Here is a 22,757-nt window from a genome sequence, read left to right on the forward strand (position 1 = left end):
TGCGGCGACGCCCAGCGGCACGGAGCGGGCGGCCCCTACTGCGAGCCAGTCTCGAGGCTCGGCCAGTCGCGACCGAAACGGGCGAGGCAATGCCAGAGCCACTTGATGGCCTGCGGATCGTGGTCCCCCGACCTCGACGCCGCTGCCAGCCGGGCGGGGGTGATCTCGCCACCCAGCACTCGTGCCAGCTCGATCGGAACCGAACTGCGATATCCAGCTTCGATCGCATCGACGGTGACGCGGTACCCGGCGTGCTCCTCCACGTCGCACTCGAGTCGCCCGAGTATCGACGAGTGCGCCTCGCGGTCCGTCGGGTCGACGACAACGGCCTCCACGTCACGGGCGATCGACAGCCCTCCGTGAACATGCGCTTCCACGTAGTCGTCGAGAGGATCGTCGAGCGGAAGATCGACAACAGCCGAGAGCTCACTCAGACCGACCCCACCGGAGTCCGCAAGCTCGCACAGCTGCTCCAGCCGCTCCGGGCCTCCGACCACTGATGGCTCGTACACACTGTCGGGCCAGCAGAACGTGGACCGTTCTTCCAGTTCGGGCCGCAACCTCAGATAGGCCGACCCGAACCGGGGTGCTGCGCCGTACATGTCGTCTCGTCGATTCCACGCGCCGTACACCGGCCGCGCCACCGCAGGCGCATCGTCGTAGCGCCCCTCGAACATCTCGCTCTCCCATCGCCAACGGTCACCGCCACGATGGGCCGTCAAGCCACCGTTGGACGTGCCGGTCTGCCATTGGCTGCGATACCAGCCCGAGCCCGCGATCGCTTCCAGCACCGTCCCGCCGCCGAAGCCCCAACCCGGATGGAAGTGAAGGACGATTCTCGGGGCCACAGCAAGATCGTAGAACTCGGGCAGACCCGACGTCCTGGGAGGTCCACGCACATCGGCCGCTCCGTCATCCCACCGACGCCGGCGACGGCGTCGACCCAGTTGCCCCGATGCGCACCCGAGTGCGAGTTTCGGATCCCAGGACCTCCACGGCAGGGAGAGCGAGCTCGTGCGGGTCGAACGACAGGGCTGATCGGTCAACGGGACCGATCTCGGGATGTACGGTGCGCTCGTGGCTCGCTACGTGATCGACGCTCGGACGTTGCTCCACATCGTGTCCGACGACGTCGACATCGATCCTGGTCATCGACTCGTCGCTCCCAACCTCATCCGCTCCCAGGCGCTCACCCTGCTGCTCGAGGACGTGCAGAACGGCGACCTCACCGAGGACGCTGCGCTCCGGCTCCACGAACGGCTCACCGAACTCAAGATGCGGCTGCTCGGTGATCGGGTCTCGCGTCGTACCGCGTGGAAGATCGCACGCGAGCACGGGTGGGACACGACGTTGGATGCGGAGTACCTCGCGGTGTGCCGCCTCCAGGCCGACGCGCTCGTCACGATCGACCCGGCGCTGGCCGCGAAGGCCGAGGGCATCGTGCCGCTCGCGCCGTTGGAGATGCTCTCGACGAGCTGAACTGGACCTGACGAGAACCCGCTTCGGGCTCGGAAACCCTGCCACACCCCTCCGTCATGATGGGAACCATGAACGACGGGGGTGTTCGCCTATCGGTGGAGGTACTGGTCGGCACCGAACTGTCCGTTGCCGATCACGCCGAGCTGGCCGATGCGGCTCGGGCCGCCGGTCGGCTGCGGGCGTTCGTCGACCTCGCCGACGTGCAGATCAACCGCCGAACCCGGCAGCTCGCGGCCGAGGGCGACCGTTCGTCCGACCACGTGCTGATCGACGAGGGCCGACTGTCGGGCAAGGACGCCAAGTCGACCGACGAGCGCGACCGGGTGTGCGAGACGCTGCCGCAGTTCGAAGACGCGCTCGCCAACGGCGACTGCACGGCCGACCATCTCGACTCGCTCGCCAGGCACACCAAAGACCTCACCGACGAGGAGCGAGCCGACGTGCGCGATGTGGTCGACGATCTGCTGAGCCATGCTGCCGACGAGCCCGCTGCGCTGTTCGACCGCAACGCCAGGAGCATCGTCGATCGAATCCGGAACATGCATCGCGGTAACAGCGACGTCGACGAGTTCGAACGGCAGCGCAAGCGGTCGAACGTCAAGCGCTGGACCGACCGCGACACCGGTATGAAGCACACCCACCTCGCGCTCGACCCGCTCCGCGACGCCGCGATCTGGAACGTGATCGATCATCACCTCGCCACGCTTCGGCAGGATCCCTCCAACCAGGAGCGGCCGTTCGCCGAGCTGCAGGTCGAGGCGGTCGTCGCCGCCGTCAGCGCCGTCGGTCCGGACGACACCTCGTCCTCGGCCCGAGTGCCACGGGTCGTCGTCCATGCCGACGCATCGAGCCTGTGTCACGGCCGCCACGACGACACGCTGTGCGAGACCGTCGACGGGGCGCCCCTGCCGGTCGCCACCGTGCAACGACTGTGCTGCGAGGCCGTGTTACAGGCGGTGATCGTCCGACCCGACGGCACCGTCGACCAGATCTGCGCCGAACAGCGCACCGCAAGCCGTCAGCAGCGGCGGATGCTGGCCGCGATGTATCGCACCTGCGCCCACCCACACTGCGAGGTCGGGTTCTCCCGTTGCCGCATCCACCACGTCGAGTGGTTCACGCGCGGCGGTCGCACGGTGATGGCGAATCTCCTCCCGCTGTGCGAGACCCACCATCACCTCGTGCACGAGGGCGGCTGGAACCTCACGATCGATCCCGATCGACGCGTGACGTGGGTCAAACCCGACGGCACCGTGTGGCAGACCGACCACGGACCTCCGAGAACCGGGCGATCGAACATGACGACTCGCCCACGACATCGCCCACCCGCGGACACCCTGTTCGAACAAGCGTCCTGACCGTCGAGAAGCTCAGCCGCGGGTCGGCAGCGCGCCCCCAAGACTTGGCACGGCTCGAGCGACGGTCAGTGGCCAAGAGGGCGGCATGTCGACCGAACCGTCGTCGACCGCATCATGGCCGACCCGAATCATCGTCGACCGCATCATGGCCGGTCCGAATCATCGTCGACCCGAATCATCGTCGACCCGAATCATCGTCGATCGAGAGCTCGGGACGGGAGTCACGTCACGGACGCGCCCGCCAAATCAGTTGCAGGCAGCGAGGGCAGCCTGGAAGTCGCCCAGGATCTGCAAGGCGAGCTCGTTGCCGCCGTCGGCCTTGCTGGCGACGTCGTCGAAGTCACTGAACCCCTGGGCCTGCTCCTCGGTGAGGCTGAAGTCCTCGATCTCCTGGCGCATGCAGTCCTTGACATCGTCGCTCACATCGAGTGTGTCGACCATCTCGGTCGCCAACTCCTTGGCCGGCGGCGCAGAGGCACCACACGCGCTGAGCACGGTGACGGAGGCGGCGGCGAGGGCGATGATCGAACGACGGGACTTCACAGTGCGTGAAGGCTATCGGCAGCACTGCACGACGGGCGCTCCCCCGCTCCGGCAAGGATTCTGAGGCCTCGGTTCATTAGCGTCGAACACAACGTTCGTCGAGCAGTCGAACAATCCCAGACAGGAGCTCCCCTCACATGCGCGAAGCAGTCTTCGTTTCCTACGCCCGCACCGGCATGGCCAAGGCCGGCCGCGGCGGTTTCAACATCACGCCACCGATGACGATGGCGGCGCACGCGATCAAGCACGCCGTCGACAAGGCCGGCGTCGAGCCCGAACTGGTCGACGACGTAGCGATCGGCAACGTCGCCCACGGTGCCGGCAACCTCGGCCGCCTCGCCGGCCTCCTCGCCGGCCTGCCGATCACCACGGGTGGTACCACGGTCAACCGGTTCTGTTCGTCCGGCCTCAACGCGATCTCGATCGCGGCCAACAACATCAAGACCGACGGCGTCGACGTCGTCGTGGCCGGTGGCGTCGAGTCGATCTCCATCCAGAGCCCCGGCATGGGCGGGCCCGACGCGATGGACCCGGCCCTCACCGACACGTACCCGGCGATCTACATGCCGATGATCGAGACCGCCGACATCGTGGCCGAGCGCTACAACGTGTCTCGCGAGTACCAGGACCAGTACTCCTACGAGTCGCAGATGCGTATGGCCCGGGCGCAGGAGCACGAGTTGTTCGTCGACGAGATCGTTCCGATGGAGACGAAGATGAAGCTCGTCGACAAGGAGACGAAGGAAGTGTCGATCGTCGACTACGTGGTCGACCGCGACGAGTGCAACCGTCCGAGCACGACGCTCGAGGGGCTCGCCAAGTTGCAGCCCGTGCGCGGTGAGGGCAACTTCATCACGGCCGGCAACGCGAGCCAGCTGTCCGACGGCGCTGCGGCCGTCGTCATGATGTCCGACGAGGAGGCCTCGCGGCGCAACATCGAGCCGATGGGGGCGTTCAAGGGTTGGGCGGTCGCCGGTTGCGAACCCGACGAAATGGGCATCGGCCCGATCTACGCCGTGCCGAAGCTGTTGAAGCGCTTCGGGTTGAGCATCGACGACATCGACATCTGGGAACTCAACGAGGCGTTCGCCAGCCAGTGCCTGTACGCCCGCGACACCCTCGGCATCGACCCGGAGAAGTACAACGTCAACGGCGGCTCGATCGCGATCGGCCACCCGTTCGGCATGACCGGTGCCCGCTGCGCCGGCCACCTCCTCCAGGAGGGCAAGCGCCGCGGCGCCAAGTACGGCGTCGTGACGATGTGCGTCGGTGGAGGCCAAGGCGCAGCCGGCCTCATCGAGATCTACTGAGCGTCGAGATCTGGTGATCACCGTCGACTGATCATCAGGTCGCTCCACGCGCTGGTGTCACCGGTCTGGTCGCTCGTCGGCCAGACCGGTTGCGCCGAGATGCGTCACGTGACGAGTTCGACGGCGCGGGTGAAGATCCGATCGAGCATGGGTTCGGTGAGACGTTTGGTGAACGTGTTCTGCTGGCTCGGGTGGAACGAACAGAGCAGGGTCATGCCGCCGTCGAGCGGCACCTCCACCCCGTGGCCGAACTTCGGTCGCGGCCGTACACCGAAGTGGCGACACGCGGCGTCGTAGCCGAACCCCCCGAGGCACACGACCACCTTCGTGTTCGCCAGCAACTCGAACTCGCGCTCGAGGAACGGAGCGCAGGTGTCGCGCTCCCCCGGCGTCGGCTTGTTCGCCGGTGGCGCACACTTCACGGCGGCCGTGACCCAGGCGTCGGTCAGCCGCAGGCCGTCGTCGGCGGAGACCGAGGTCGGCTGGTTGGCGAGCCCGGCACGGAACATCGCCCGGAACAGCCAGTCGCCGCTGCGGTCGCCGGTGAACACCCGGCCGGTCCGGTTCGCGCCGTGCGCGGCGGGTGCCAGGCCGAGCACGACGATCCGGGCGTCAGGGTCCCCGAAACCAGGGATCGGCTTGCCCCAGTACTCCTCGTCGCGGTACGCCGCCCGCTTCTCGACCGCGACCAGCTCGCACCACTCCCGCAGGCGCGGACACGCGACGCACCCGATCACCTCGCGTTCGAGTCGGGCGAGTTCGCGGTGCCGTCGAGGAGCCATCGCCAGTAGGTTGGCAGGCATCATGGCGACGAAGAAAGCGGCAGCGAAGAAGTCGACCGGGAAGCAGTCGACCGGGAAGCAGTCGACCGGCGTCAAGCCGACGACGATCCTGATGGTGCGCCACGGCCAGACACCGACCACGGGCAAGCTGCTGCCGGGCCGTGCACCCGGGCTCCACCTCGCCGACGTCGGCGTGCAGCAGGCCGAGCGCGCCGGCGAACGCATCGCCGAGCTCGTGAAGGTCGACGCGATCTACACGTCGCCGATGGAGCGGGCCCGCGAAACGGCAGCCCCGATCGGCAAGGCGATCGGTCTCCGCCCCAAGGTCGTCAGGGGTCTCATCGAGTGCGACTTCGGCGACTGGACCGGCGCCGAACTCACCAAGCTGATGAAGCTGCCCGAGTGGCGCACCGTGCAGAAAGCGCCGTCGACGTTCCGGTTCCCGAACGGCGAGTCGTTCACCGAGATGCAGGTCCGGATGGTCACGACGCTCGACAAGCTGCGCGCCGAGCACCCCGGTGGCGTCATCGTGTGCGTCAGCCACGCCGACACGATCAAGGCGGCGATGGCACACGCCCTCGGCACCCACCTCGACCTGTTCCAACGGATCGTGATCTCCACCTGCTCGATCAGCGGCATCGCCTGGTCGACCGACGGCCCCGTCGCACTCACCGTCAACTCGACCGGCGGGTCGCTCCGCGACCTCACACCGTCATGAACTGTCCGCGGCGTTCCCCGGCCACGCAGGCCGCGACTGACCACCCCCTCGCACGAGGCGAAGCGCTGTGAGCGCGTTCTACGAGTTCGAAGAGGTCGACGCCTTCACGACCGGTGCGATCGGCGAGCCGGGTGCTCGCACGTTCTTCCTGCAGGCACGCCACGGCCGCCAGCGCGTCGCGGTCAAGTGCGAGAAGCAGCAGGTGTCTGCGATCGTGCAGTACCTCCAGCGCGTGCTCAACGACCTCCCACCGCCCGAAGACAAGCCGATGTCCGGCGCACTCGAGTTGGCCACGCCGGTCGAGGAAGTCTTCGTGCTCGGCCCGATCGGGCTCGGCTACGACCGCAGCTCCGACAAGATGATCGTGCAACTCGAAGAGGTCGGCGCCTACGACGAGGACGGCGACCCGATCGAGGGCCGCGACGGTCACATCCGCGTGTACGTCACCCGGGCGCAGGCCGCCGCGTTCTGCGAGCATGCCGAACGAGTGGTCGCCGCGGGTCGACCCGACTGCCAGTGGTGCGACCTGCCGATCGATCCCGACGGACACGCATGCCCGAGAATGAACTGAGGGTTTCGGCCGACCAGCGGCTCGCCGACACCGACATCCCCGACCCGGTCGCGTTCCTGATGAACGCCGAGCCGGAGATCGAAGGACGGATGCCCTGGAGTTCCAACGCCACGTTTCTGGTGACGATGCGTGTCGACGCTACCGACGGCCCGATCGAGCAGCGAGCGATCTACAAGCCGGTGCGCGGCGAGCGCCCGCTGTGGGACTTCGAGCCCGGGCTGCACAAGCGCGAGCGGGCCGCCTACCTGTTGAGCGAGCGGCTCGGTGTCGGCGTGGTGCCGCCGACCGTCATCCGCGACGGGCCCCTCGGCGAGGGTTCGTTCCAGTGGTTCGTCGACGCCGACCACAGCGAGCACTACTTCACGATCTTCGAGCAGCACGAGCACCTGCACGACCAGTGCCGCGACATCGCCGTGCTCGACATCCTCGCCAACAACACCGACCGGAAGTCGGGGCACTGCCTGCTCGCCCACGACCGGGTCTGGGCGATCGACAACGGACTGTGCTTCAGTTCGCCGTACAAGCTGCGCACGGTCATCTGGGAGTTCGCCGGTGAGGCGATCGACGACGCCGTGCTCGATCGGGTCGCTCCGATGGTCGAACGGATCCCGGTCGACATCGCCGCGCTGCTCGCGGATGACGAGATCGAGGCGATGCAGCGCCGGGCGGCCGCCCTGGTCACCGAACGGCGACTCCCCGACGAGGGCGGCGACCATCGCTACCCCTGGCCGCTCGTCTGATCGCGAGTTGTGCCTGGAGGTCGAGCGGATAGGTGAGGCTCTGCCGAACCTGGCCGCTCGACACCCCCGACGGATACGGGGAGGAATCAGCGGAATGAAAAGGAGCGGAGCGACCTATCCGCTGATCCTCCTGGCACAACTCGTGATCCAGGCCGACGCGGTCAGTCGGCGACGGCGATCGATCCGAGTTGGCGCCAGATCGCGCCGAGCGTGAGCAGGGAACCCACGAAGCCGAACCAGAACGGCCCGGTCACGCCCCACTGTGAGGCGATCACGCCACCGAGCAGTGCTCCGACGACCAGCGTGCTGAACACACCGACGCCGTTGACACTGCTCACCCGGCCCTGAAATTCGGCCGGCACGACACGCTGCCGAATCGTCACCGACGTGGTGCCCCACGCCGCCTCGTGCATGCCGAACACGAAGAAGACCGCGAACGCGATCCACGGGGTGGTGTTGACCGCGAACGACAGGTGCATCAGCACCTCGATCGACAGACCGATCCGCATGATGTTGGCCATGCCGAGGCGTCGTTCGATCCGTCCGTACGTGAGCGCGACCAGCACGCCTCCGGCGGCACCGAAACTCGTCAGGAGTCCGAACCCCACGCTGCCCAACCCGAGGCGCTCGACCGAGTACAGCACCAGAATGGACCAGGCGGCTCCGAACGTCAGGTTGAACGCGAAGATCGTGATCGTCAGCGTCCGGACCGCCGCGTCGTTCCAGACCCACCGAAGGCCGGCGACGATGTCGGACCGGGCGGTCAACGACACCTCGGGACGGACGGGTCGGTCGACCGCGATGCTGCGCACGACGAGCGCGGCGAAGACGACGCAGACGGCCTGCAGCACGAACGGCACCGCCATCCCGGTGGCGAACAGCAGCGCGCCGACCGCCGGGCCACCCAACCGGTTGATCGTCAAGCGACCGAACATCAGCCGACTGTTGGCGAGTCCCAGTTCACTCCTGCCGACGAGCATCGGCAGCAAGGTCGCGCTCGTCGTGTCGACGAAGACCTCCGCCGTCCCGAGCGCCGTCAGCGCGATCAGCACCGCCGGCACCGAGACGTTCTCGGTCACGATGAGCATGGAGAGCACGCCGAGCACCAGCGCTCGTGCGCTGTTGGCGATCACGATGATCAACCGCCGGTCGTGCCGGTCGGCGACCACGCCGGCGTACAGCCCGAGCACGAGCCACGGCAGCCGCTGCAGCAGCGTCGCGAGCGCGATCAGGAACGGGTCGCGCGTCTGCGAGACGACCAGCAGCGGACCGGCCGCCAGCGCCACACCGTCGCCGAGATCACTCGCCCATGCGGACGCCAGCAGACGACGGAACCCGTCGCCGAACCGCGGCGGAGCGATGGCGTCGAGGACCTGTGACATGGCGGCGAAACGCTACCGCTCGACGATCACGAGTTGTGCCTGGAGCGTGAGCCGACAGACGAACTGCGACCAGTCGTCACGGGGCAGCTCAGCGGAATGAATGGGAGCGAAGCGACCAATCCGCTGAGCGCCTGGCACAACTCGTGATCGCTGCCACACTGTCCCGGTGACCGAACCCGTCGACGACCGAGAATTGGACGACCAGGACTTGGACGACCAGGAGTTGGACGACCTGATCCGGGTCGTCGACCTCGACGGGCTGGTGCGGATGGTCGATGCCCGGTGCGATGCCGACGACTGGGCCGGACTGCTCCGTCTCCGCGACCGGTGCGCCGCGGCGACCATCGAGACCGGACGCCAGCTGTGGCCGGCGGCGACGCTCGCCGAGTACCGTCTCGCCTTGCTGGCGCCGGACGAGTGGGCGGCGACCGTGCTCGACGGTGAGTCGGGCCGCTTCACGATCGGTCCACTCTCGGAGGTGACTGCGGTGCGGCACACGTGGGCCGGGCTCGCGCCACACCTCGACACGGTGCCGATCGCCACGTTCATCGCCCACGAGCGAGCCATTCGGGGCGAACACATCCCTCCCGGCGAGCTGACCGCACTTCCGCCGGTACTCGACATACCTGCCGACCTCCAGCCCTGGGAACCGGCGTATCCGGTGTCGACCTACACCGACGCGGGTGCCGAACACCCCGAGCCCGATGCCACCGGTGACCTTGTCGACGTCACCACGCCCGACGACGTCACGATCGTCGACGACGACTCGACCGAACTCGCGGTTCGGCAACTCCTCGAGGCCTGGACGGCTGCCTCCACCGGCCGCGCCGAGACCGTGTGCGTGGAGGGCGACCACCTCGCCGCGCTCTCGGCGCTCGGCGTCAGATCGGCGCGGGTCGCCGAGATCCCGGCCGCCGAGGCGGTCGCCCGGCTCGCCTGGGCGGGTGCTTCCGGCGGCGCGCAGGGTCGGCGCCGCGGGATGGCGATCGGCCGGTTCTCCGCCTGGTGGCTGCTCGGAGCGATCGGCGATCTGCACGACGACTGGCCACCCACCGACGACGAGATCGCCGAGCTCCTCGCGAACCTCCGCTGGTTTCGGTGGGACGCCCATGAACCGGCCGGCGGTTGGCGACTCCAGCTCGTGGTCGAGGACCACGCCGAGGGCCTCGCCTGGGCGATCAACGCCGCCGACCACGACTGACGATCACGGCGGCACCGGGTCGCACTTCTCGACCGAGCCCAACCGGTGACCCACTCCCGAGCTCGACGTCCCAATGCTCGACCCGACGGCGACGGCGCGCTGTGCAGCGGTTCCGGCATGGACATCGCGACATGGAGGTTCGCGAGCTGGTCGTTCGCGAGCTGGTCGTTCGCGAGCTGGTCGTTCGCGAGCTGGTCGTTCGCGAGCTGGTCGTCCGGAACTGACGATCGAGCCAGAGCCTCCGACCTCCAGCGGCCGAGTCGCACCGGTTGCTCGACGTGTTCCCCCGTGAACCCGTGATCATCGAAATGCTCGGCGTGTCGGAAGCCCATCGTGGGCGAGGTCGGTACTCCCGCTGGTGTGGGGCGTCGTCGGCCTGATCGGAACGTGACGAAATCTCGCGACCCCGCGAACCGGGAACACCGCCGTACCGTACTGGTCGTTCGAGGACAGCTTCCCACCCCCAAGGACGACATGAACGACAACAACACGACCGACGCCGACATGATCGACGATCCGACCGCGGCCGGCACCGACCGCCGTGGCGGCTTCCCGAAGTGGCTCAAGTGGGGCCTGTTCGGTGCGCTGGCGGTCCTGGTCGTCGGGTACGGCCTGATCTTCCTGTACGCCAAGGTCCTCAACGACAGCCCCGACGAACTCGGCGACGCCGACCTCGCAGCCGCACTCGCCGACGACGCCACCGAGGAAGCCGAACGGGCGAACGACGAGACGACCGACCCGTCCGACACCGCATCAACCGTGACGCCGACCACCGGGGCTGTCACGACCGAAGCCCCCGAGGCGCCGGCCGATGACGCTCCAGCGGCAGCCGGTGAGGTCTGGGACATCACCGATGCCTCCGAGCTCGGGTACCGCGTCAAGGAGATCCTGTTCGGTGTCGACACCGAGGGTGTCGGTCGTACGAACCAGATCACCGGTTCACTCGTGATCGACGGCACACAGGTCACCGACGCCGAGTTCGTGGTCGATGTCGCGACGATCGAGAGCGACGACGGTCGGCGGGACAACCAGTTCCGCGGTCGCATCATGTCGACCGACGAGTTCCCCCAGGCGGTCTTCACGCTGACCGAGCCGATCGAGCTCGGCACCGAGGCGACCGAAGGGGCGACGGTCGACACGACCGCCACCGGTGAGCTGACGCTGCGGGGCGTCACCAATCCGGTCACGTTCGACGTGAGCGCCCGACTCGAGAACGGCAAGATCGGCGTCCTCGGCGACATCCCCGTCGTCTTCGCCGACTACTCGATCGCCAACCCGTCGACCGGTGGCATCACCACCGAGGACAACGGCCTGCTCGAGTTCGTCCTGGTCTTCGAACCCGCCGCCTGATCACCCGAACGGAGCGGACCGGGTGCCCCATCGTTCGAACCGGATGATCACCACCCATTAGGTTCGCCCGCGTGATCGCTCCCCTGTCCCGTTCGTACGCCGACGCCCGAGCCGCGTTCATCGCCGCGGCCACAGCCGCCGGGGCGCGGATCGAGTCGTTCGCGCATCCGCGCACCGGGCTGACGGGCGAGGAGCTGTTCGTCGACGTCGCCGAGGTCGGGCCCGCCGACGCCGACCGCGTCGTGATCGTCGTGTCGGGCACGCACGGCGTGGAGGGCTACCTCGGCTCGGCGCTCCAGCGTCACCACCTCGAGACGTACGACACCGACCGCGAGCCCGGGCCGGCGATCGTGTTCGTCCACGCCCTCAACCCGTTCGGGTTCTCGTGGGTGCGCAGGGTGAACGAGGACAACGTCGACCTCAACCGCAACTTCGTCGACTGGTCGCAACCGCCGCCGACCAACGACGGCTACGCCGACCTCGCCGACGCACTCGTGCCGACCGACTGGTCGGCCGAGACACAGGAACGGACCCTGCTCGAGCTGATGGCGCAGATGGAGACGCTCGGGTTGGAGCGACTGCAGCAGACCGTGTCGGGTGGCCAGTACGACCACCCGACCGGCGTGTTCTACGGCGGCACCGGCCCGACCTGGTCCAACGAGTGGCTCCGGGCGTTCATGGCCCGACGGCTCGACGGGGTCGGTCGCACGGCGATCATCGATCTGCACACCGGCCTCGGACCGTGGGGACACGGCGAGCTGATCTCGAGCGAGCGCCCCGGCAGCGACACGTTCGAACGGCAGCAGTCGTGGTGGGGTGAGGTCATCTCGATGATGGACGACGCCAGCGTGTCCGCCGCGCTCGAGGGCGACTGGCTGGGTGTGGCGGCCGACTTCGCTCCCGGCACCGAGATCACCGGGGTGGCGATCGAGTACGGCACGGTCGACCCGATCACCGTCCTGCAGAGCCTGCGCGCCGACGCCGTGCTCCACGGCCACGGCGACCCGACCGCCGACGGAGCGAGCGACGTGCGAGACCAGGTCCGTGCCGCCTTCCTCGACGACGACCCGGCCTGGCTCGAGACCTGCCTCCCCCGCTACCACTCGGTCGTCACCGCCGCCCTCGGACACCTCGCCTGAATCGCCGAACGGGCCGCCGGTTCGGTCAGCGTGATCGTTCGGCTGGCGGGCCCTGGAGGCGCTCATCGACCGCACTCAGGCGTGGTGCCGGTGCTCCTCCGGTTGGGCTCCCGTCGAGATCGGTCGGTGTTCTCACGCCGACAACGCCCCTCACCGATGCCGGTTCGGTTCCCTCCGAGCCGGTCGGCGATCGCGTCGAGACGGGTGCCGTCGCCACCTCGTTCCAGGTGGCCGTGGGGGCGGCGCTGCGAACGGCGCGAAGCTGGTTGGCTCCGTTCGCTCCGTTCGGTCAGACGGGTTGGCTCTGTTCCCAGGCGGCGGCGAGGGCGGCGTAGCGGCCGCCTCGGTCGACGAGTTCGGCGTGGGTGCCGAGCTCGACCAGCCGGCCGTGATCGACCACGGCGACGCGATCGGCTCGACGCACGGTCGACAGACGGTGGGCCACGACGATCGTGGTGCGACCACGCATCAGCCGTTCGAGTGCGTGTTCGACGAGCGCCTCCGTGCCCGGGTCGAGGCTCGACGTCGCCTCGTCGAGCACCAGCACCGCCGGGTCGACCAGCGCGGCACGGGCGAGCGACACCAGCTGGCGTTCGCCGGCCGACAATCGTGAGCCCCGCTCGCGCACTTCGGTCTCGAGCCCCTCGGGGAACTGCTCGAACCGTTCGAGCGCGTCGATCGCCACCAACGCCTCACGCAGCTCGGCGTCGGTCGCCCCCGGCCGGGCCAGTCGCAGGTTGTCGGCCACCGTGCCGTCGAACAGGAATCCCTCCTGCGGTACGACGACGATCCGGTTCCGCAGCGATTCGAGCGTGGCGTCGCGCAGGTCGACGCCGCCCAACCGGACCGTTCCCTGCCGGGGGTCGTACAGGCGGGCCATCAACTTGGCGAGCGTCGACTTGCCGGCTCCGGTCGGGCCGACGAGCGCGATCCGTTCGCCGGGAGCGATCGACAGGTTCACGTCGGACAGCACCGGCGCGGTCGTGCCCGGGTAGACGAACGTGACCGCGTCGACGTCGAGTTGCCCGCGCTCGGGGAGATCGACCGCGTCGGGGGCCTCGTCGACCTCGGGTTCGGTGTCGAGGATCTCGAACATCTTGTCGAGCGACGCCGTGGCCGACTGCACCGTGTTGTACAGCTGGCTCAGCTGCTGCACCGGTTCGAACAGGCTCGACAGCAGCAACACCACCCCGACCACGGTGCCGACCGTGACCTGACCGTTCTTGGCCAACCATCCGCCGGCACCGATCGCGATCGCGGTGGCGAGCACGCCGCAGAACTCGACGACCCCGAAGTACCAGGTCGACACCTTGACGCTGTGCACGTGTGCGTCGTACAGCTCACGGTTGATGACCCGGAACCGGCGGGTCTGCTCGGGTTCGCGGGCGTACGCCTGGATCACCCGGACACCGGTGATGTTCTCCTGCAGTGCCGACAGGTTCTCGCCGACACGCTCACGCACCGACAGGTAGGCGCGGTTCGAGTCGCGCTGGAACCGGATCGACGCGACGACGATGAACGGCAGGACGAGCAGCGCCAGCAACGTGAGCTGCCACGACATGATCAGCAGCACGACGAGCGCGAACGTGAGAAGGATCGCAGCCGACACGAACTGGAGCAGACCCCACTGCACGAGCTCCGACATCGACTCGATGTCGGCGGTCATGCGTGAAACGAGCACGCCGGCCTGGTTGCGGTCGAAGAACGCCAGCGACTGCTTCTGGATGTGACCGAACAGGCGCAGCCGGAGCGCACGGAGGAATCCCTCGCCCGCCCGGTTCACGAACACGAACTGTTGGCGACCCCCGAGGAACGCGATGATCGCCACGGCGATGTAGATGCCGATCGCCAGGTTGAGTGCACCGCGGTCGTCGGCTCGGATGCCGCTGTCGATGCCGTAACGGAGCAGCAGCGGCCCGATCAGCGTGGTGCTGGTCGAGATCGCGACGAACCCGAGCGCGGCCAGCGCCAGCTTGCGTTGCGGCTTGGCGAGCCGGGCGGCGCGCCGGATCACCTGCTTGGTCTGCGCTCGATCGAGCTTGTCGTCCTCGCTGACGGCATGCGCGGCCCACATGTCAGTCGCCCCCCGTCGGCGTCGGAGCGGCCTCGACCGAACCGGCTGCGGCCAGCACCTCGCGGTACCGGTCGTCGGTGGCCAGTAGTTCGTCGTGGGTACCGTCGGCGAGCACGCGGCCGTCGCCGACCAGGACCACCCGATCCGCCATGGCGATCGTGCCGGGTCGGTGAGCGATCACGATCGTCGTGCGACCTTCCATGACGGTGCGCATCGCGGCACGGATCTCGTGTTCCTTCGACGGGTCGACGGCGCTGGTCGCGTCGTCGAGGATCAGCACCTTCGGATCGCTGACGACCGCCCGGGCGATCGCGATGCGCTGACGCTGACCGCCCGACAGCGAGAACCCGCGCTCACCGAGGATCGTCGAGTAGCCGTACGGCAGTTCGTCGATGAAGTCGGCGGCACCCGCGAGTTCGGCCGCCCGGCGGATCGTGGCCTCGTCGGCCTCCGGGCAGGCGAAGGCGATGTTCGCGGCGACGGTGTCGTGGAACAGCAACGTGTCCTCGAACACCAGACCGACGGCCCGGCGAACGTCGTGGACCGCTCGTTCACGCAGGTCGACCCCGTCGAGCCGGATCGTGCCGCGCTGCGGGTCGTAGAACCGCACGAGGAGTCGGGCGACGGTCGACTTGCCCGAACCGGTACCGCCGACCAGGGCGACCGACGTCCCCGGTGCGATGTCGATGGTGAACCCGTCGAGCACCGGTTCGTCGACGTCGTAGCCGAACGCCACGTCGTCGAACTGCACCGCACCGGCTCGCTCGGGCAGCCGCCCAACGACCGGGCCGTCGATGATCGCCGGCGTGGTTCCGAGGACGTGATCGATGCGTTCGAGTGCCGCCGTCGCCCGCTGCCCGAACGCGACGGTCATGCCGATGGTGCGCAGCGGCCACACGAGGAGCTGCACGTAGAAGTTGAACGCGACGAGTTCGCCGATCGTCAGCTGACCGTCGAGCACCCGGTGGCCGCCGACCGCGAGGACGGCGATGATCCCCGCCGCCGGGAGCAACTCCATCAGTGGCAGGTAGGTGGCACGCACCTTGGCGGCGACGAGCGACTCGCGTTGGATGTCGTCGGCCTCGACTTCGAGTTTGTCGGCCTGCACCCGTTCGGCGCCGAAGCCCTTGATGACCCGGATGCCCGACACGGTTTCCTCGACGACGCTCGCGAGCTGCGCCTGCTCCTGCTGCACCGCCCGCACCGCCGGGTGCACTCGGTTGGAGAACCGTTTGGCGGCGATGTTCAGCAACGGCAACGCAGCGAGCGCACACAGCGCCAGCAGCGGGTCGATCACGACGAGGACGATCCCGACCGCGGTGATCAGCGCCACGTTCGACAGCGTCAGCGGGATCATGACCACGAACGCCTGGATCTGGTTGAGATCGCTCGATGCCCGGCTCATCAGCTGGCCGGTCTGCGCCCGGTCGTGGTAGCCGATGTGGAGCCCGAGGATGTGTTCGAGCAGCTGCTCCCGCAGCCGCCGCTCGGTCAACCGACTCTGGCTGAACGCGACGTAGCGACGCAGCGCGGTGAACGTGCCGGTCATCAGTCCGGCGCCCGCGATCATGATCGCCCAGCCCCACGAGCTCCCGGGACCTTCGATCGCCCGGTCGATGGCACGCCCGGTGAGCCACGGGATCGCGACCTTGCCGACGGTCCAGAGCAGGCCGACACCGACGCCGAGCGACAGGCCTTTCCACTGACGACGGATCAACGCGAGCAGCGGCTGCCACTTCGCCCGATCGCGATCGCTGGTTTCGTGGTTCGCTTCGCCGCCGTCAGTCACGTCGTGGTCGAGGGTACCGCGAGGTGGCCCGGAGCGACGGACCGGGTTTCAGCCCCCGAGCAGCTCGCGGATCCGCTCCTTCGGGCGGCCGATGATGGCCGCATCGGCGGTGACGACGAGCGGCCGCTGCATGATCATCTTGTTCGCCACGATGGTCGCCACGACCTGGTCGATGGTCTGTACGTCGTCGTCGCTCAGCTCCAACTTCTTGAAGAGGCTGTCGCGACGCACGAGATCGGTCGGCGGGTCCTCGAGCTTGGCGATGATCTCACGCAGCGTTGCTTCGTCGGGCGGATCCTTGCGGTACACGACGGCCTCGTAGTCGACACCCAGCTCCTCGGCAATGCTCACGGCATTGTTGGACGAGTTTCAATGGGGGTTGTGGTAGATCGTGACGTCGGCCATGCACCCACGGTAGTCGGCCGTACCGATGTCACACCCTCCGCGTAGCGTCGAACGTGCCCGACTTCCCCTGACCAGCCGTCGCTCAGCGACGACCGACCGACCAGGGACGACATGGAACACACCGCCGTCCGGCGCCTCCCGCGCGCCGGCATCGACACGATCGACCACCCCGACATCGCACTGGCCGCCATCAGCATGGCGATCACGCGTCCCCTCCGCAGCGAGACGATCCTGCTCCTCCTCGACGACGCTCGGCGCGGCCGGGCGATCGTCGTCGTCAGCGACACCACCGAGCGCGACCAGGTGATCGAGGTGGTCGAGTGCGTCACCCAGGGCGAGGGGTGCGAACACCTCGGAGCGATCGTGGTCGCGTCCGTTCACCCCGACCACCGACCACATCTCGACGAAGCGCACGACGAAGCTCAGACCGACGTGGATCGCTGGCTCGAGATGAGCGACATCGCGTCGCTGGCCGGTGTCGAGCTGCTCGAATGGTTCGTGATCGGCCGTTCGATCAGCTGCCCGCGCGACCGGCTGGGCGAGGCGCCTCGCTGGTGAGTCCGGCGGCGGCCGCGCCGGCAGCGCGGCGTTGCGCCGGCGTGAGTCGCAGACCGGCCGCCTTGAGCCGTCGCAGCAGCTCCCGACTCTCCACGACGGTGGCGCCGCCCTCGATCATCGCCGGGCGGTACTCCTCGGGGATGTCGTAGTGGTCGCCCTGGAAACCACGCCGCGGAATGCCGTTGGCATCGGCAAACGCGTGCAGCTCGTCGAGCGACTCGTCGCTCACGAGATGGCACCAGCGGCGGCCCCGGTGCCACCACCGCGCCTCGTCCATCAAGATCGTCACGGCGTCGAGCCTGGCACACTGGGCCGATGAGCAGTGGCGATCTCGAGCTCCGCGTGGCCTGGGAGCGGCACGTGGGCACGGGCGAGGTGTCCGGCGGCTGGTACGAGTCGGTCATCGCCCGGCATCACGAGGCGCATCGGCACTACCACGACGTGCGCCATGTGCGCTGGGTCGTCCGACACGTCGGCGAACTCGCCGCCGCGCGAGACGGCGACCAGGTCGCCGATCTGGGTGCCGTCGTGGTCGCGGCGTTCTTCCACGACGTCGTCTACGACCCGACCGCGTCCGACAACGAAGTCGCCAGCGCGACGCTCGCCGCACGAGCGCTCGCCGAACTCGACTGGCCGACGGCCCGCGTCGCACGGGTCGTCGCGATGATCGAGGGCACCGCCCACCATCGTGTCGACACGGTCGACGGCGAGCCGATCACGCTCGACACCGCCGTGCTGTACGCGGCCGACCTGGGTGTGCTGGCGGCCGACCCGGCCGGCTATGCCGACTACGTCCGCAACGTCCGGCGCGAATACGGCCACGTCGACGACGCCGACTGGTCGGCCGGACGCACTGCGGTGCTCCGGTCGTTCCTCGAACGGCGGGCGATCTACGCACCGGAACTCGGCCTCGACGCGTGGGAGCGGCGGGCACGCGCCAACCTCGCCGCGGAACTCGACACCCTCGGGCGATGAGTCAGTCGCGGCGGGCGTGACGGCGCCGCGAACGCACCCGAACCGGGATCGGCTTGGGAGGACGGGCGGCCGCGAATCCGGCGGCGGCGATCACCGCAACGACACCGGTCAGGACCACGGACATGGGTCGAGTGTACGCAGCACCGGCCGATCTGGCTAGTCACGCCCCTCCGCCGCCGCCCGCATAGTGTGCAGCGCATGCCCGATCCGACGCTCACCGGCGAGACGACCGAACTGCTCCAGGCGATGATCCGCAACGAGTGTGTGAACGACGGCACGCCCGAATCCGGCGACGAGACCCGCAACGCCGACCTGCTCCAGACCTTCCTCGAGGGCGCCGGCCTCGACGTCGAGCGCTACGAGCCCCTCCCCGGTCGCGGCTCGATCGTCGCCCGGATCGAGGGCTCCGATCCCGATGCGCCGTCGCTGTGTCTGATGGGTCACACCGACGTCGTTCCGGTCAGCCCGGACGGGTGGTCGAACGACCCGTTCGGTGGCGAACTGATCCGCAACGAACAGGGCCAGGACGAGGTCTGGGGGCGGGGCGCGATCGACATGCTCAACCTGACCTCCTCGATGGCGGTCGCGTTCCGGCACCTCGCCCGCACCGGGTTCCGTCCCAAAGGCGACCTGATCTACTTCGGGGTCGCCGACGAGGAGGCCGGCGGCACGTGGGGCGCGGAGTGGATGTTCGAGCATCACGCCGAGGCGATCGACGCCGACTTCGTGCTCACCGAACTCGGCGGATGGTCGTCGGTCGACGATCACGGACAGCGGCACGTCACCGTCAACATCGGTGAGAAGGGCATGTCGTGGCGCCGTCTCCGCATCACGGGCACACCCGGTCACGGCTCGCGACCGTTCGCCGCCGACAACGCGATCATCAAGGCCGCCGAGGTCGTCCGCCGACTGGCCGAGTACCGCACCACCCCCAACCTGACCGACACGTGGCTGGCGCAACTCGACGCGATGAGCCTCCCCGACGAACTCAAGGCGCAGATGCGCGACCCGGGCACCGTGTACGACGCGATCGGCACCCTGCCGACACCGGTCGCCCGCTCGTGCCACGCCCTGACGCACACGACGATCTCGCCCAACGTCGCCCACGGCGGCGACAAGACGAACACGATCCCCGACACGGTCGACATCGAGGTCGACATCCGCACCGTGCCCGGCACGACCCGAGCCGACGTCGACGCGATGCTGGCCGACGCGCTCGGCGACCTCGCCCCGCATGTGGAGATGACCATCCTCCAGGAGGGGCATCCGACCCAGTCGCCGGTCGACAACGCACTGTGGGACACCGTTGCCCGACACACCCAGATCGCCTACCCCGGAGCGCACCTCGTCCCGGGCATCGTGGTCGGCGGGACCGACGCTCGTCAGTACCGCGACCGCGGCCGGGTCGCGTACGGCACCGGGTTGTTCTCCGCCGACTTCGACAGTTCCACCTTCGGCAGCCGGTTCCACGGCCACGACGAGCGGATCGACGTGGAGAGCCTCGGGCTGGCGACCGACTTCTGGATCGGCATCGCCGCCGACCTCCTCAGCTGATCGAACGTCCGCCGGTCGAGCGGTCGAGATCGGCGCGCGCTTCGTCGAGCTGCGCGCTGAGCACACGCTCGACGTCGGGGTCGATGTCGTTCAACCCGGCGTGCATCGTCGCCAGCCGTGCGAGCGCCGCGTGTACCCGGTCGAACGAACGTCGTGAGCGGCGGGGCATCGACCGGCGCGCACGAAGCAGCGCGGCCCAGTCGACGAAGTGGCTCGACTCGGTGTCGGTCAACCGGTACTGCTGAGCCAGGAACGGCGTCATCTGCACGAACCGTCGGAGCTCGCGCCGTCGCGCCCGCACGAGCGCCACTGCCACCGAGCAGAACAGCACGACGAACAGCGCTGCCGTCACCAGGATCACGCCGACCGCCACGTCGTCGGTGATGGTCGGTGTGATCTCGCCGAGGGCCAGCGACCCGTTCCAGAGCGCGTGGGTCACGACCGCCAGCGAGAATCCCCAGATCGCTGCGGGGAACGGGCGCCGGCCCTGTTGCACCGCACGTCCGATCGCGAGGCCGGTCCAGAACGTGAACAGCGGGTGGGCGAACGGCGTCAGCAGTGCACGGATCACGAAGACGGGGACGAACGCGCCGTCGATCGACGCCTGCGCGAAGTACGTCATGTCCTCGACGACGGCGAACCCGATCGCGATCCAACCGGCGTACACGATGCCGTCGCTGACGCCGTCGAGTTCACGCCGCCGCAACGCGAACAGGATGCCGGCGGCCTTCGAGGCCTCTTCGATCAGCGGCGCCGAGATCACCATCGCCGCCACGTCGCCGACGGCGAACGCGACCGTCGTGTTCACGACGATCGAGACGACCACGGCGACGCACGCACCCCACAGGAGTGCGTGCACCCGCGACGAGGTCGGCTCGGGTTCGATCCGGTCGAGCCACGAGAGCACCGGCAGCACGATCGCGAGCGGCACGAGGCCGGCGACCACCGACATCGGCTGCGTGAACGCGAGCACGCCGACCAGCAGCAGGGCGAAGGGCAACGCGATCACCACGGGGACGCTGAGCCATCGGGGCAGACGCGGTTTCCGCTCGGCCGCCTGGCCGACGGAGACGAACGTGGTCCACGCACGGCCGTCCCACCATCGCCAGTGGCCGGGCCGGGTGGGATCGGCGTACCAACCGGCCGGCGTCGCCGACGGCTCCGTCGGCGGTGGGAGCGCGGTACTCACGCCGACATCCCGACGAAGGCCTCCATGTGGAACCGCATCTGATCCGGCCCGTAGCGGAACTCGACGCCGACGGGGCAGGCCCGTCGCGCCGCGCAGCCGTCGTCGAGACAGGTGGGTCGATCACCCGATCGAACGTGCACGGCGCACGCATCGCTGTCGTAGCCCTCGGCGGTGAACGCATCGACCGGGCATGTCGTCAGACACGGTCGGTCGGCGCAGGTGATGCACGGGTTCGCCCGCCGACCGATCGGCGGCAGACCGACGACCTCGTGGTCGAACAGCAGAGCACCCCGGTAGGCGTGCCACAGCCCGTAGGTCGGATGGATCATGAGCCCGATCGGCGACGGCCACACGTCGTCGGCCCGCTGCGCCCATCGCTGGAAGGGTTGGAACGGTTCGTCGCTCGGGTGGACGTACGAGGCGCCGAACTCCTCCGCGATCGGCTGCAGGGTCGCCCGCGTCCAGCGGTCGAGCGGGTGTGATCCCGGCGTCTCGCCCGCCCGGAACGGGCCCCACATCGCTCCGCCGACGTTGCCGATCATCACCACCGATCGACGTGGATGGCCGGATGGTGCGCCGGGGATCGAGGCGGTGTCGGTGGCATCGACGACGAACCCTCCCCTGGCGATCATCCCGGTCGGTTCGATCGCTGCCGCGAGGTCGGCGTAGTCGACGGCGCCGAGCATCCCGCCGACACTACGCGGTCGGCACCCGACGATTCCTGGCACACTGGAGGCATGTCTGATCTGGAGACGATGCCGGCCCAGGTGATCCCCGATGTCGATGTCGACGCCGAGACCGAAGAACCGGACTCCGCACACATCGTGAAGGTCGGCCCGGGCGAGTCCGCGGCCGCCAAAGTGCTCGAGGCACGTATCAACGGCACGCCGATCGAAGCCCTGTGCGGCCACGTCTGGGTCCCGGCGCGCGACCCGAAACAGCTCCCGGTGTGTCAGGCCTGCAAGGAGACGTACGACATGTACAAGATCTTCAACGACGGCCTGCGGGATTCGCCGAACGACTGAGACCGAACGACCGAGACCGAGCGACCGGGACCGGGCGACCGAGATGGCGAGCGGCTGACGTGGCGCTGCGATTCCGCCAGGCCGCCCGCGCCCTGCTCCTCGACCCCGACGACCACGTGCTGCTGGTCAGGTTCGAGTTCCCGACCGCCACGGTGTGGGGGCTGCCGGGCGGCGGCCTCGACGAGGGCGAATCCGTGGCCGATGCCCTCCGTCGCGAGCTCCACGAGGAGCTCGGCCTCAGCGGGTTCGAGCTCGGCCCGCACGTCTGGAACCGCGAGCACGTGATCCCGATGATGACCGGTCACGACGGCCAGCAGGACCGGATCCACCTGGTGCGGCTCGACCGGTTCGAACCCGAACCGACGATCGGTTGGGAGGCGATGCGCGCCGAGCACGTCCACGAGGTCCGCTGGTGGTCGCTCGACGAACTCGCGGGGGTACCGACCGATGTCGAGGTGTCGCCAGGGCAGGTCCGGTGCTCGCCCCGCCGTCTCGCATCGTTGGTCCGCGACCTGCTCGACTCCGGACCGCCGTCGGCACCGATCGACACCGGCATCTGACCCTCGCCGCCGGAACCTCGCCGTCAAGATCGTCTCAAGACGCCGATCCCCGGTG

The 22,757-nt window shown here is 68.7% G+C and carries 25 protein-coding genes; 14 read left to right on the forward strand and 11 right to left on the reverse strand.

What is annotated here, in order from left to right:
• Positions 1-35: 35 nt before the first annotated feature.
• On the reverse strand, positions 36-848 hold the full coding sequence (locus R8G01_09550; protein ID MDW3214229.1) for a DUF3626 domain-containing protein: 813 nt from the start codon (positions 846-848) through the stop codon (positions 36-38).
• Between the two features lie 229 nt (positions 849-1,077).
• On the opposite strand from R8G01_09550, the gene R8G01_09555 reads away from it, so the two are divergent.
• Both R8G01_09555 and R8G01_09560 read left to right on the forward strand, forming a co-directional pair.
• The gene (locus R8G01_09555) at positions 1,078-1,479 is read left to right on the forward strand and encodes a hypothetical protein (GenBank protein MDW3214230.1); all 402 of its coding nucleotides are present in this window, start codon (positions 1,078-1,080) and stop codon (positions 1,477-1,479) included.
• A gap of 68 nt (positions 1,480-1,547) precedes the next feature.
• Positions 1,548-2,837, forward strand: coding sequence for an HNH endonuclease (locus R8G01_09560; protein MDW3214231.1), 1,290 nt, complete (start codon positions 1,548-1,550; stop codon positions 2,835-2,837).
• A gap of 246 nt (positions 2,838-3,083) precedes the next feature.
• Here R8G01_09560 and R8G01_09565 read toward each other — a convergent pair whose 3' ends face one another.
• Positions 3,084-3,380: a hypothetical protein gene (locus R8G01_09565; protein MDW3214232.1), complete on the reverse strand. Its 297-nt coding sequence runs from the start codon at positions 3,378-3,380 to the stop codon at positions 3,084-3,086.
• Positions 3,381-3,517: 137 nt separating this feature from the next.
• Here R8G01_09565 and R8G01_09570 point away from each other — a divergent pair, with 137 nt between their 5' ends.
• Positions 3,518-4,690, forward strand: coding sequence for a thiolase family protein (locus tag R8G01_09570; protein ID MDW3214233.1), 1,173 nt, complete (start codon positions 3,518-3,520; stop codon positions 4,688-4,690).
• Positions 4,691-4,794: 104 nt separating this feature from the next.
• Here the strand turns inward: R8G01_09570 and R8G01_09575 are convergent, their stop codons facing one another.
• Positions 4,795-5,472 (reverse strand): uracil-DNA glycosylase, encoded by a 678-nt coding sequence (locus R8G01_09575; GenBank protein ID MDW3214234.1) that lies wholly within the window; start codon positions 5,470-5,472, stop codon positions 4,795-4,797.
• Between the two features lie 22 nt (positions 5,473-5,494).
• On the opposite strand from R8G01_09575, the gene R8G01_09580 reads away from it, so the two are divergent.
• The 3 genes from R8G01_09580 to R8G01_09590 all read left to right on the forward strand — a co-directional run bounded on the left by R8G01_09580 (position 5,495) and on the right by R8G01_09590 (position 7,501).
• Positions 5,495-6,190, forward strand: a complete 696-nt coding sequence (locus R8G01_09580) for an MSMEG_4193 family putative phosphomutase (GenBank protein MDW3214235.1) — start codon at positions 5,495-5,497, stop codon at positions 6,188-6,190.
• Positions 6,191-6,257: 67 nt separating this feature from the next.
• Positions 6,258-6,761 carry a DUF3090 family protein gene (locus tag R8G01_09585; GenBank protein MDW3214236.1) on the forward strand — a complete coding sequence of 168 codons (504 nt, stop codon included), beginning with the start codon at positions 6,258-6,260 and terminating at the stop codon, positions 6,759-6,761.
• Entirely contained in the window at positions 6,743-7,501 is a 759-nt protein-coding gene (locus R8G01_09590; protein ID MDW3214237.1) for an SCO1664 family protein, read from the forward strand. The genes R8G01_09585 and R8G01_09590 overlap by 19 nt, the downstream gene beginning before the upstream one ends.
• Before the next feature lie 161 nt (positions 7,502-7,662).
• Here the strand turns inward: R8G01_09590 and R8G01_09595 are convergent, their stop codons facing one another.
• Positions 7,663-8,883, reverse strand: coding sequence for an MFS transporter (locus R8G01_09595; GenBank protein ID MDW3214238.1), 1,221 nt, complete (start codon positions 8,881-8,883; stop codon positions 7,663-7,665).
• Positions 8,884-9,049: 166 nt separating this feature from the next.
• Between R8G01_09595 and R8G01_09600 the strand changes: the two genes are divergently transcribed.
• From R8G01_09600 to R8G01_09610, 3 genes are all read left to right on the forward strand, one after another.
• Positions 9,050-10,084 carry a DUF6183 family protein gene (locus R8G01_09600; GenBank protein MDW3214239.1) on the forward strand — a complete coding sequence of 345 codons (1,035 nt, stop codon included), beginning with the start codon at positions 9,050-9,052 and terminating at the stop codon, positions 10,082-10,084.
• A gap of 474 nt (positions 10,085-10,558) precedes the next feature.
• The gene (locus tag R8G01_09605; protein MDW3214240.1) at positions 10,559-11,434 is read left to right on the forward strand and encodes a YceI family protein; all 876 of its coding nucleotides are present in this window, start codon (positions 10,559-10,561) and stop codon (positions 11,432-11,434) included.
• Between the two features lie 71 nt (positions 11,435-11,505).
• A complete protein-coding gene (locus R8G01_09610) occupies positions 11,506-12,573 on the forward strand; it encodes a DUF2817 domain-containing protein (protein MDW3214241.1) in 1,068 nt (355 codons plus the stop codon).
• A gap of 289 nt (positions 12,574-12,862) precedes the next feature.
• Here the strand turns inward: R8G01_09610 and R8G01_09615 are convergent, their stop codons facing one another.
• Genes R8G01_09615 through R8G01_09625 form a run of 3 tightly spaced genes read right to left on the reverse strand, consistent with a single transcriptional unit; the run spans position 12,863 to position 16,787 of the window.
• Positions 12,863-14,647 (reverse strand): ABC transporter ATP-binding protein, encoded by a 1,785-nt coding sequence (locus tag R8G01_09615; protein MDW3214242.1) that lies wholly within the window; start codon positions 14,645-14,647, stop codon positions 12,863-12,865.
• A gap of 1 nt (position 14,648) precedes the next feature.
• A complete protein-coding gene (locus R8G01_09620) occupies positions 14,649-16,436 on the reverse strand; it encodes an ABC transporter ATP-binding protein (protein ID MDW3214243.1) in 1,788 nt (595 codons plus the stop codon).
• 48 nt (positions 16,437-16,484) lie between these two features.
• Positions 16,485-16,787 (reverse strand): ArsC/Spx/MgsR family protein, encoded by a 303-nt coding sequence (locus R8G01_09625; protein MDW3214244.1) that lies wholly within the window; start codon positions 16,785-16,787, stop codon positions 16,485-16,487.
• A gap of 165 nt (positions 16,788-16,952) precedes the next feature.
• Here R8G01_09625 and R8G01_09630 point away from each other — a divergent pair, with 165 nt between their 5' ends.
• A complete protein-coding gene (locus R8G01_09630; protein MDW3214245.1) occupies positions 16,953-17,399 on the forward strand; it encodes a hypothetical protein in 447 nt (148 codons plus the stop codon).
• Here R8G01_09630 and R8G01_09635 read toward each other — a convergent pair.
• On the reverse strand, positions 17,356-17,688 hold the full coding sequence (locus R8G01_09635) for a DUF4031 domain-containing protein (GenBank protein MDW3214246.1): 333 nt from the start codon (positions 17,686-17,688) through the stop codon (positions 17,356-17,358). The genes R8G01_09630 and R8G01_09635 overlap by 44 nt on opposite strands.
• Before the next feature lie 26 nt (positions 17,689-17,714).
• Between R8G01_09635 and R8G01_09640 the strand changes: the two genes are divergently transcribed.
• A complete protein-coding gene (locus R8G01_09640) occupies positions 17,715-18,374 on the forward strand; it encodes a hypothetical protein (protein MDW3214247.1) in 660 nt (219 codons plus the stop codon).
• Between the two features lies 1 nt (position 18,375).
• On the opposite strand, the gene R8G01_09645 is transcribed toward R8G01_09640, so the two are convergent.
• On the reverse strand, positions 18,376-18,498 hold the full coding sequence (locus R8G01_09645; protein ID MDW3214248.1) for a hypothetical protein: 123 nt from the start codon (positions 18,496-18,498) through the stop codon (positions 18,376-18,378).
• A 74-nt stretch (positions 18,499-18,572) separates the two neighbouring features.
• On the opposite strand from R8G01_09645, the gene R8G01_09650 reads away from it, so the two are divergent.
• Complete coding sequence (locus R8G01_09650; protein MDW3214249.1) at positions 18,573-19,928, forward strand: M20/M25/M40 family metallo-hydrolase; 1,356 nt, start codon at positions 18,573-18,575, stop codon at positions 19,926-19,928.
• Here R8G01_09650 and R8G01_09655 read toward each other — a convergent pair.
• The gene (locus tag R8G01_09655; protein MDW3214250.1) at positions 19,921-21,117 is read right to left on the reverse strand and encodes a PrsW family glutamic-type intramembrane protease; all 1,197 of its coding nucleotides are present in this window, start codon (positions 21,115-21,117) and stop codon (positions 19,921-19,923) included. The genes R8G01_09650 and R8G01_09655 overlap by 8 nt on opposite strands.
• A complete protein-coding gene (locus R8G01_09660; protein ID MDW3214251.1) occupies positions 21,114-21,803 on the reverse strand; it encodes a hypothetical protein in 690 nt (229 codons plus the stop codon). The genes R8G01_09655 and R8G01_09660 overlap by 4 nt, the downstream gene beginning before the upstream one ends.
• Before the next feature lie 51 nt (positions 21,804-21,854).
• Here R8G01_09660 and R8G01_09665 point away from each other — a divergent pair, with 51 nt between their 5' ends.
• Both R8G01_09665 and R8G01_09670 read left to right on the forward strand, forming a co-directional pair.
• Positions 21,855-22,142, forward strand: coding sequence for a DUF3039 domain-containing protein (locus tag R8G01_09665; protein ID MDW3214252.1), 288 nt, complete (start codon positions 21,855-21,857; stop codon positions 22,140-22,142).
• A 59-nt stretch (positions 22,143-22,201) separates the two neighbouring features.
• Positions 22,202-22,702 (forward strand): NUDIX domain-containing protein, encoded by a 501-nt coding sequence (locus R8G01_09670; protein ID MDW3214253.1) that lies wholly within the window; start codon positions 22,202-22,204, stop codon positions 22,700-22,702.
• Positions 22,703-22,757: the final 55 nt, after the last annotated feature.

This window comes from Ilumatobacteraceae bacterium, assembly GCA_033344875.1.
In the GTDB taxonomy this organism is placed as follows: Bacteria; Actinomycetota; Acidimicrobiia; order Acidimicrobiales; family Ilumatobacteraceae; genus Ilumatobacter.

Coding starts and splice junctions, on each gene's coding strand:
- R8G01_09560 (MDW3214231.1), top strand. CDS start 1,548: ATGAACGACGGGGGTGTTCGCCTATCGGTGGAGGTACTGGTCGGCACC.
- R8G01_09570 (MDW3214233.1), top strand. CDS start 3,518: ATGCGCGAAGCAGTCTTCGTTTCCTACGCCCGCACCGGCATGGCCAAG.
- R8G01_09575 (MDW3214234.1), bottom strand. CDS start 5,472: ATGGCTCCTCGACGGCACCGCGAACTCGCCCGACTCGAACGCGAGGTG.
- R8G01_09580 (MDW3214235.1), top strand. CDS start 5,495: ATGGCGACGAAGAAAGCGGCAGCGAAGAAGTCGACCGGGAAGCAGTCG.
- R8G01_09590 (MDW3214237.1), top strand. CDS start 6,743: ATGCCCGAGAATGAACTGAGGGTTTCGGCCGACCAGCGGCTCGCCGAC.
- R8G01_09595 (MDW3214238.1), bottom strand. CDS start 8,883: ATGTCACAGGTCCTCGACGCCATCGCTCCGCCGCGGTTCGGCGACGGG.
- R8G01_09605 (MDW3214240.1), top strand. CDS start 10,559: ATGAACGACAACAACACGACCGACGCCGACATGATCGACGATCCGACC.
- R8G01_09615 (MDW3214242.1), bottom strand. CDS start 14,647: ATGTGGGCCGCGCATGCCGTCAGCGAGGACGACAAGCTCGATCGAGCG.
- R8G01_09630 (MDW3214245.1), top strand. CDS start 16,953: ATGGAACACACCGCCGTCCGGCGCCTCCCGCGCGCCGGCATCGACACG.
- R8G01_09640 (MDW3214247.1), top strand. CDS start 17,715: ATGAGCAGTGGCGATCTCGAGCTCCGCGTGGCCTGGGAGCGGCACGTG.
- R8G01_09645 (MDW3214248.1), bottom strand. CDS start 18,498: ATGTCCGTGGTCCTGACCGGTGTCGTTGCGGTGATCGCCGCCGCCGGA.
- R8G01_09650 (MDW3214249.1), top strand. CDS start 18,573: ATGCCCGATCCGACGCTCACCGGCGAGACGACCGAACTGCTCCAGGCG.
- R8G01_09660 (MDW3214251.1), bottom strand. CDS start 21,803: ATGCTCGGCGCCGTCGACTACGCCGACCTCGCGGCAGCGATCGAACCG.
- R8G01_09665 (MDW3214252.1), top strand. CDS start 21,855: ATGTCTGATCTGGAGACGATGCCGGCCCAGGTGATCCCCGATGTCGAT.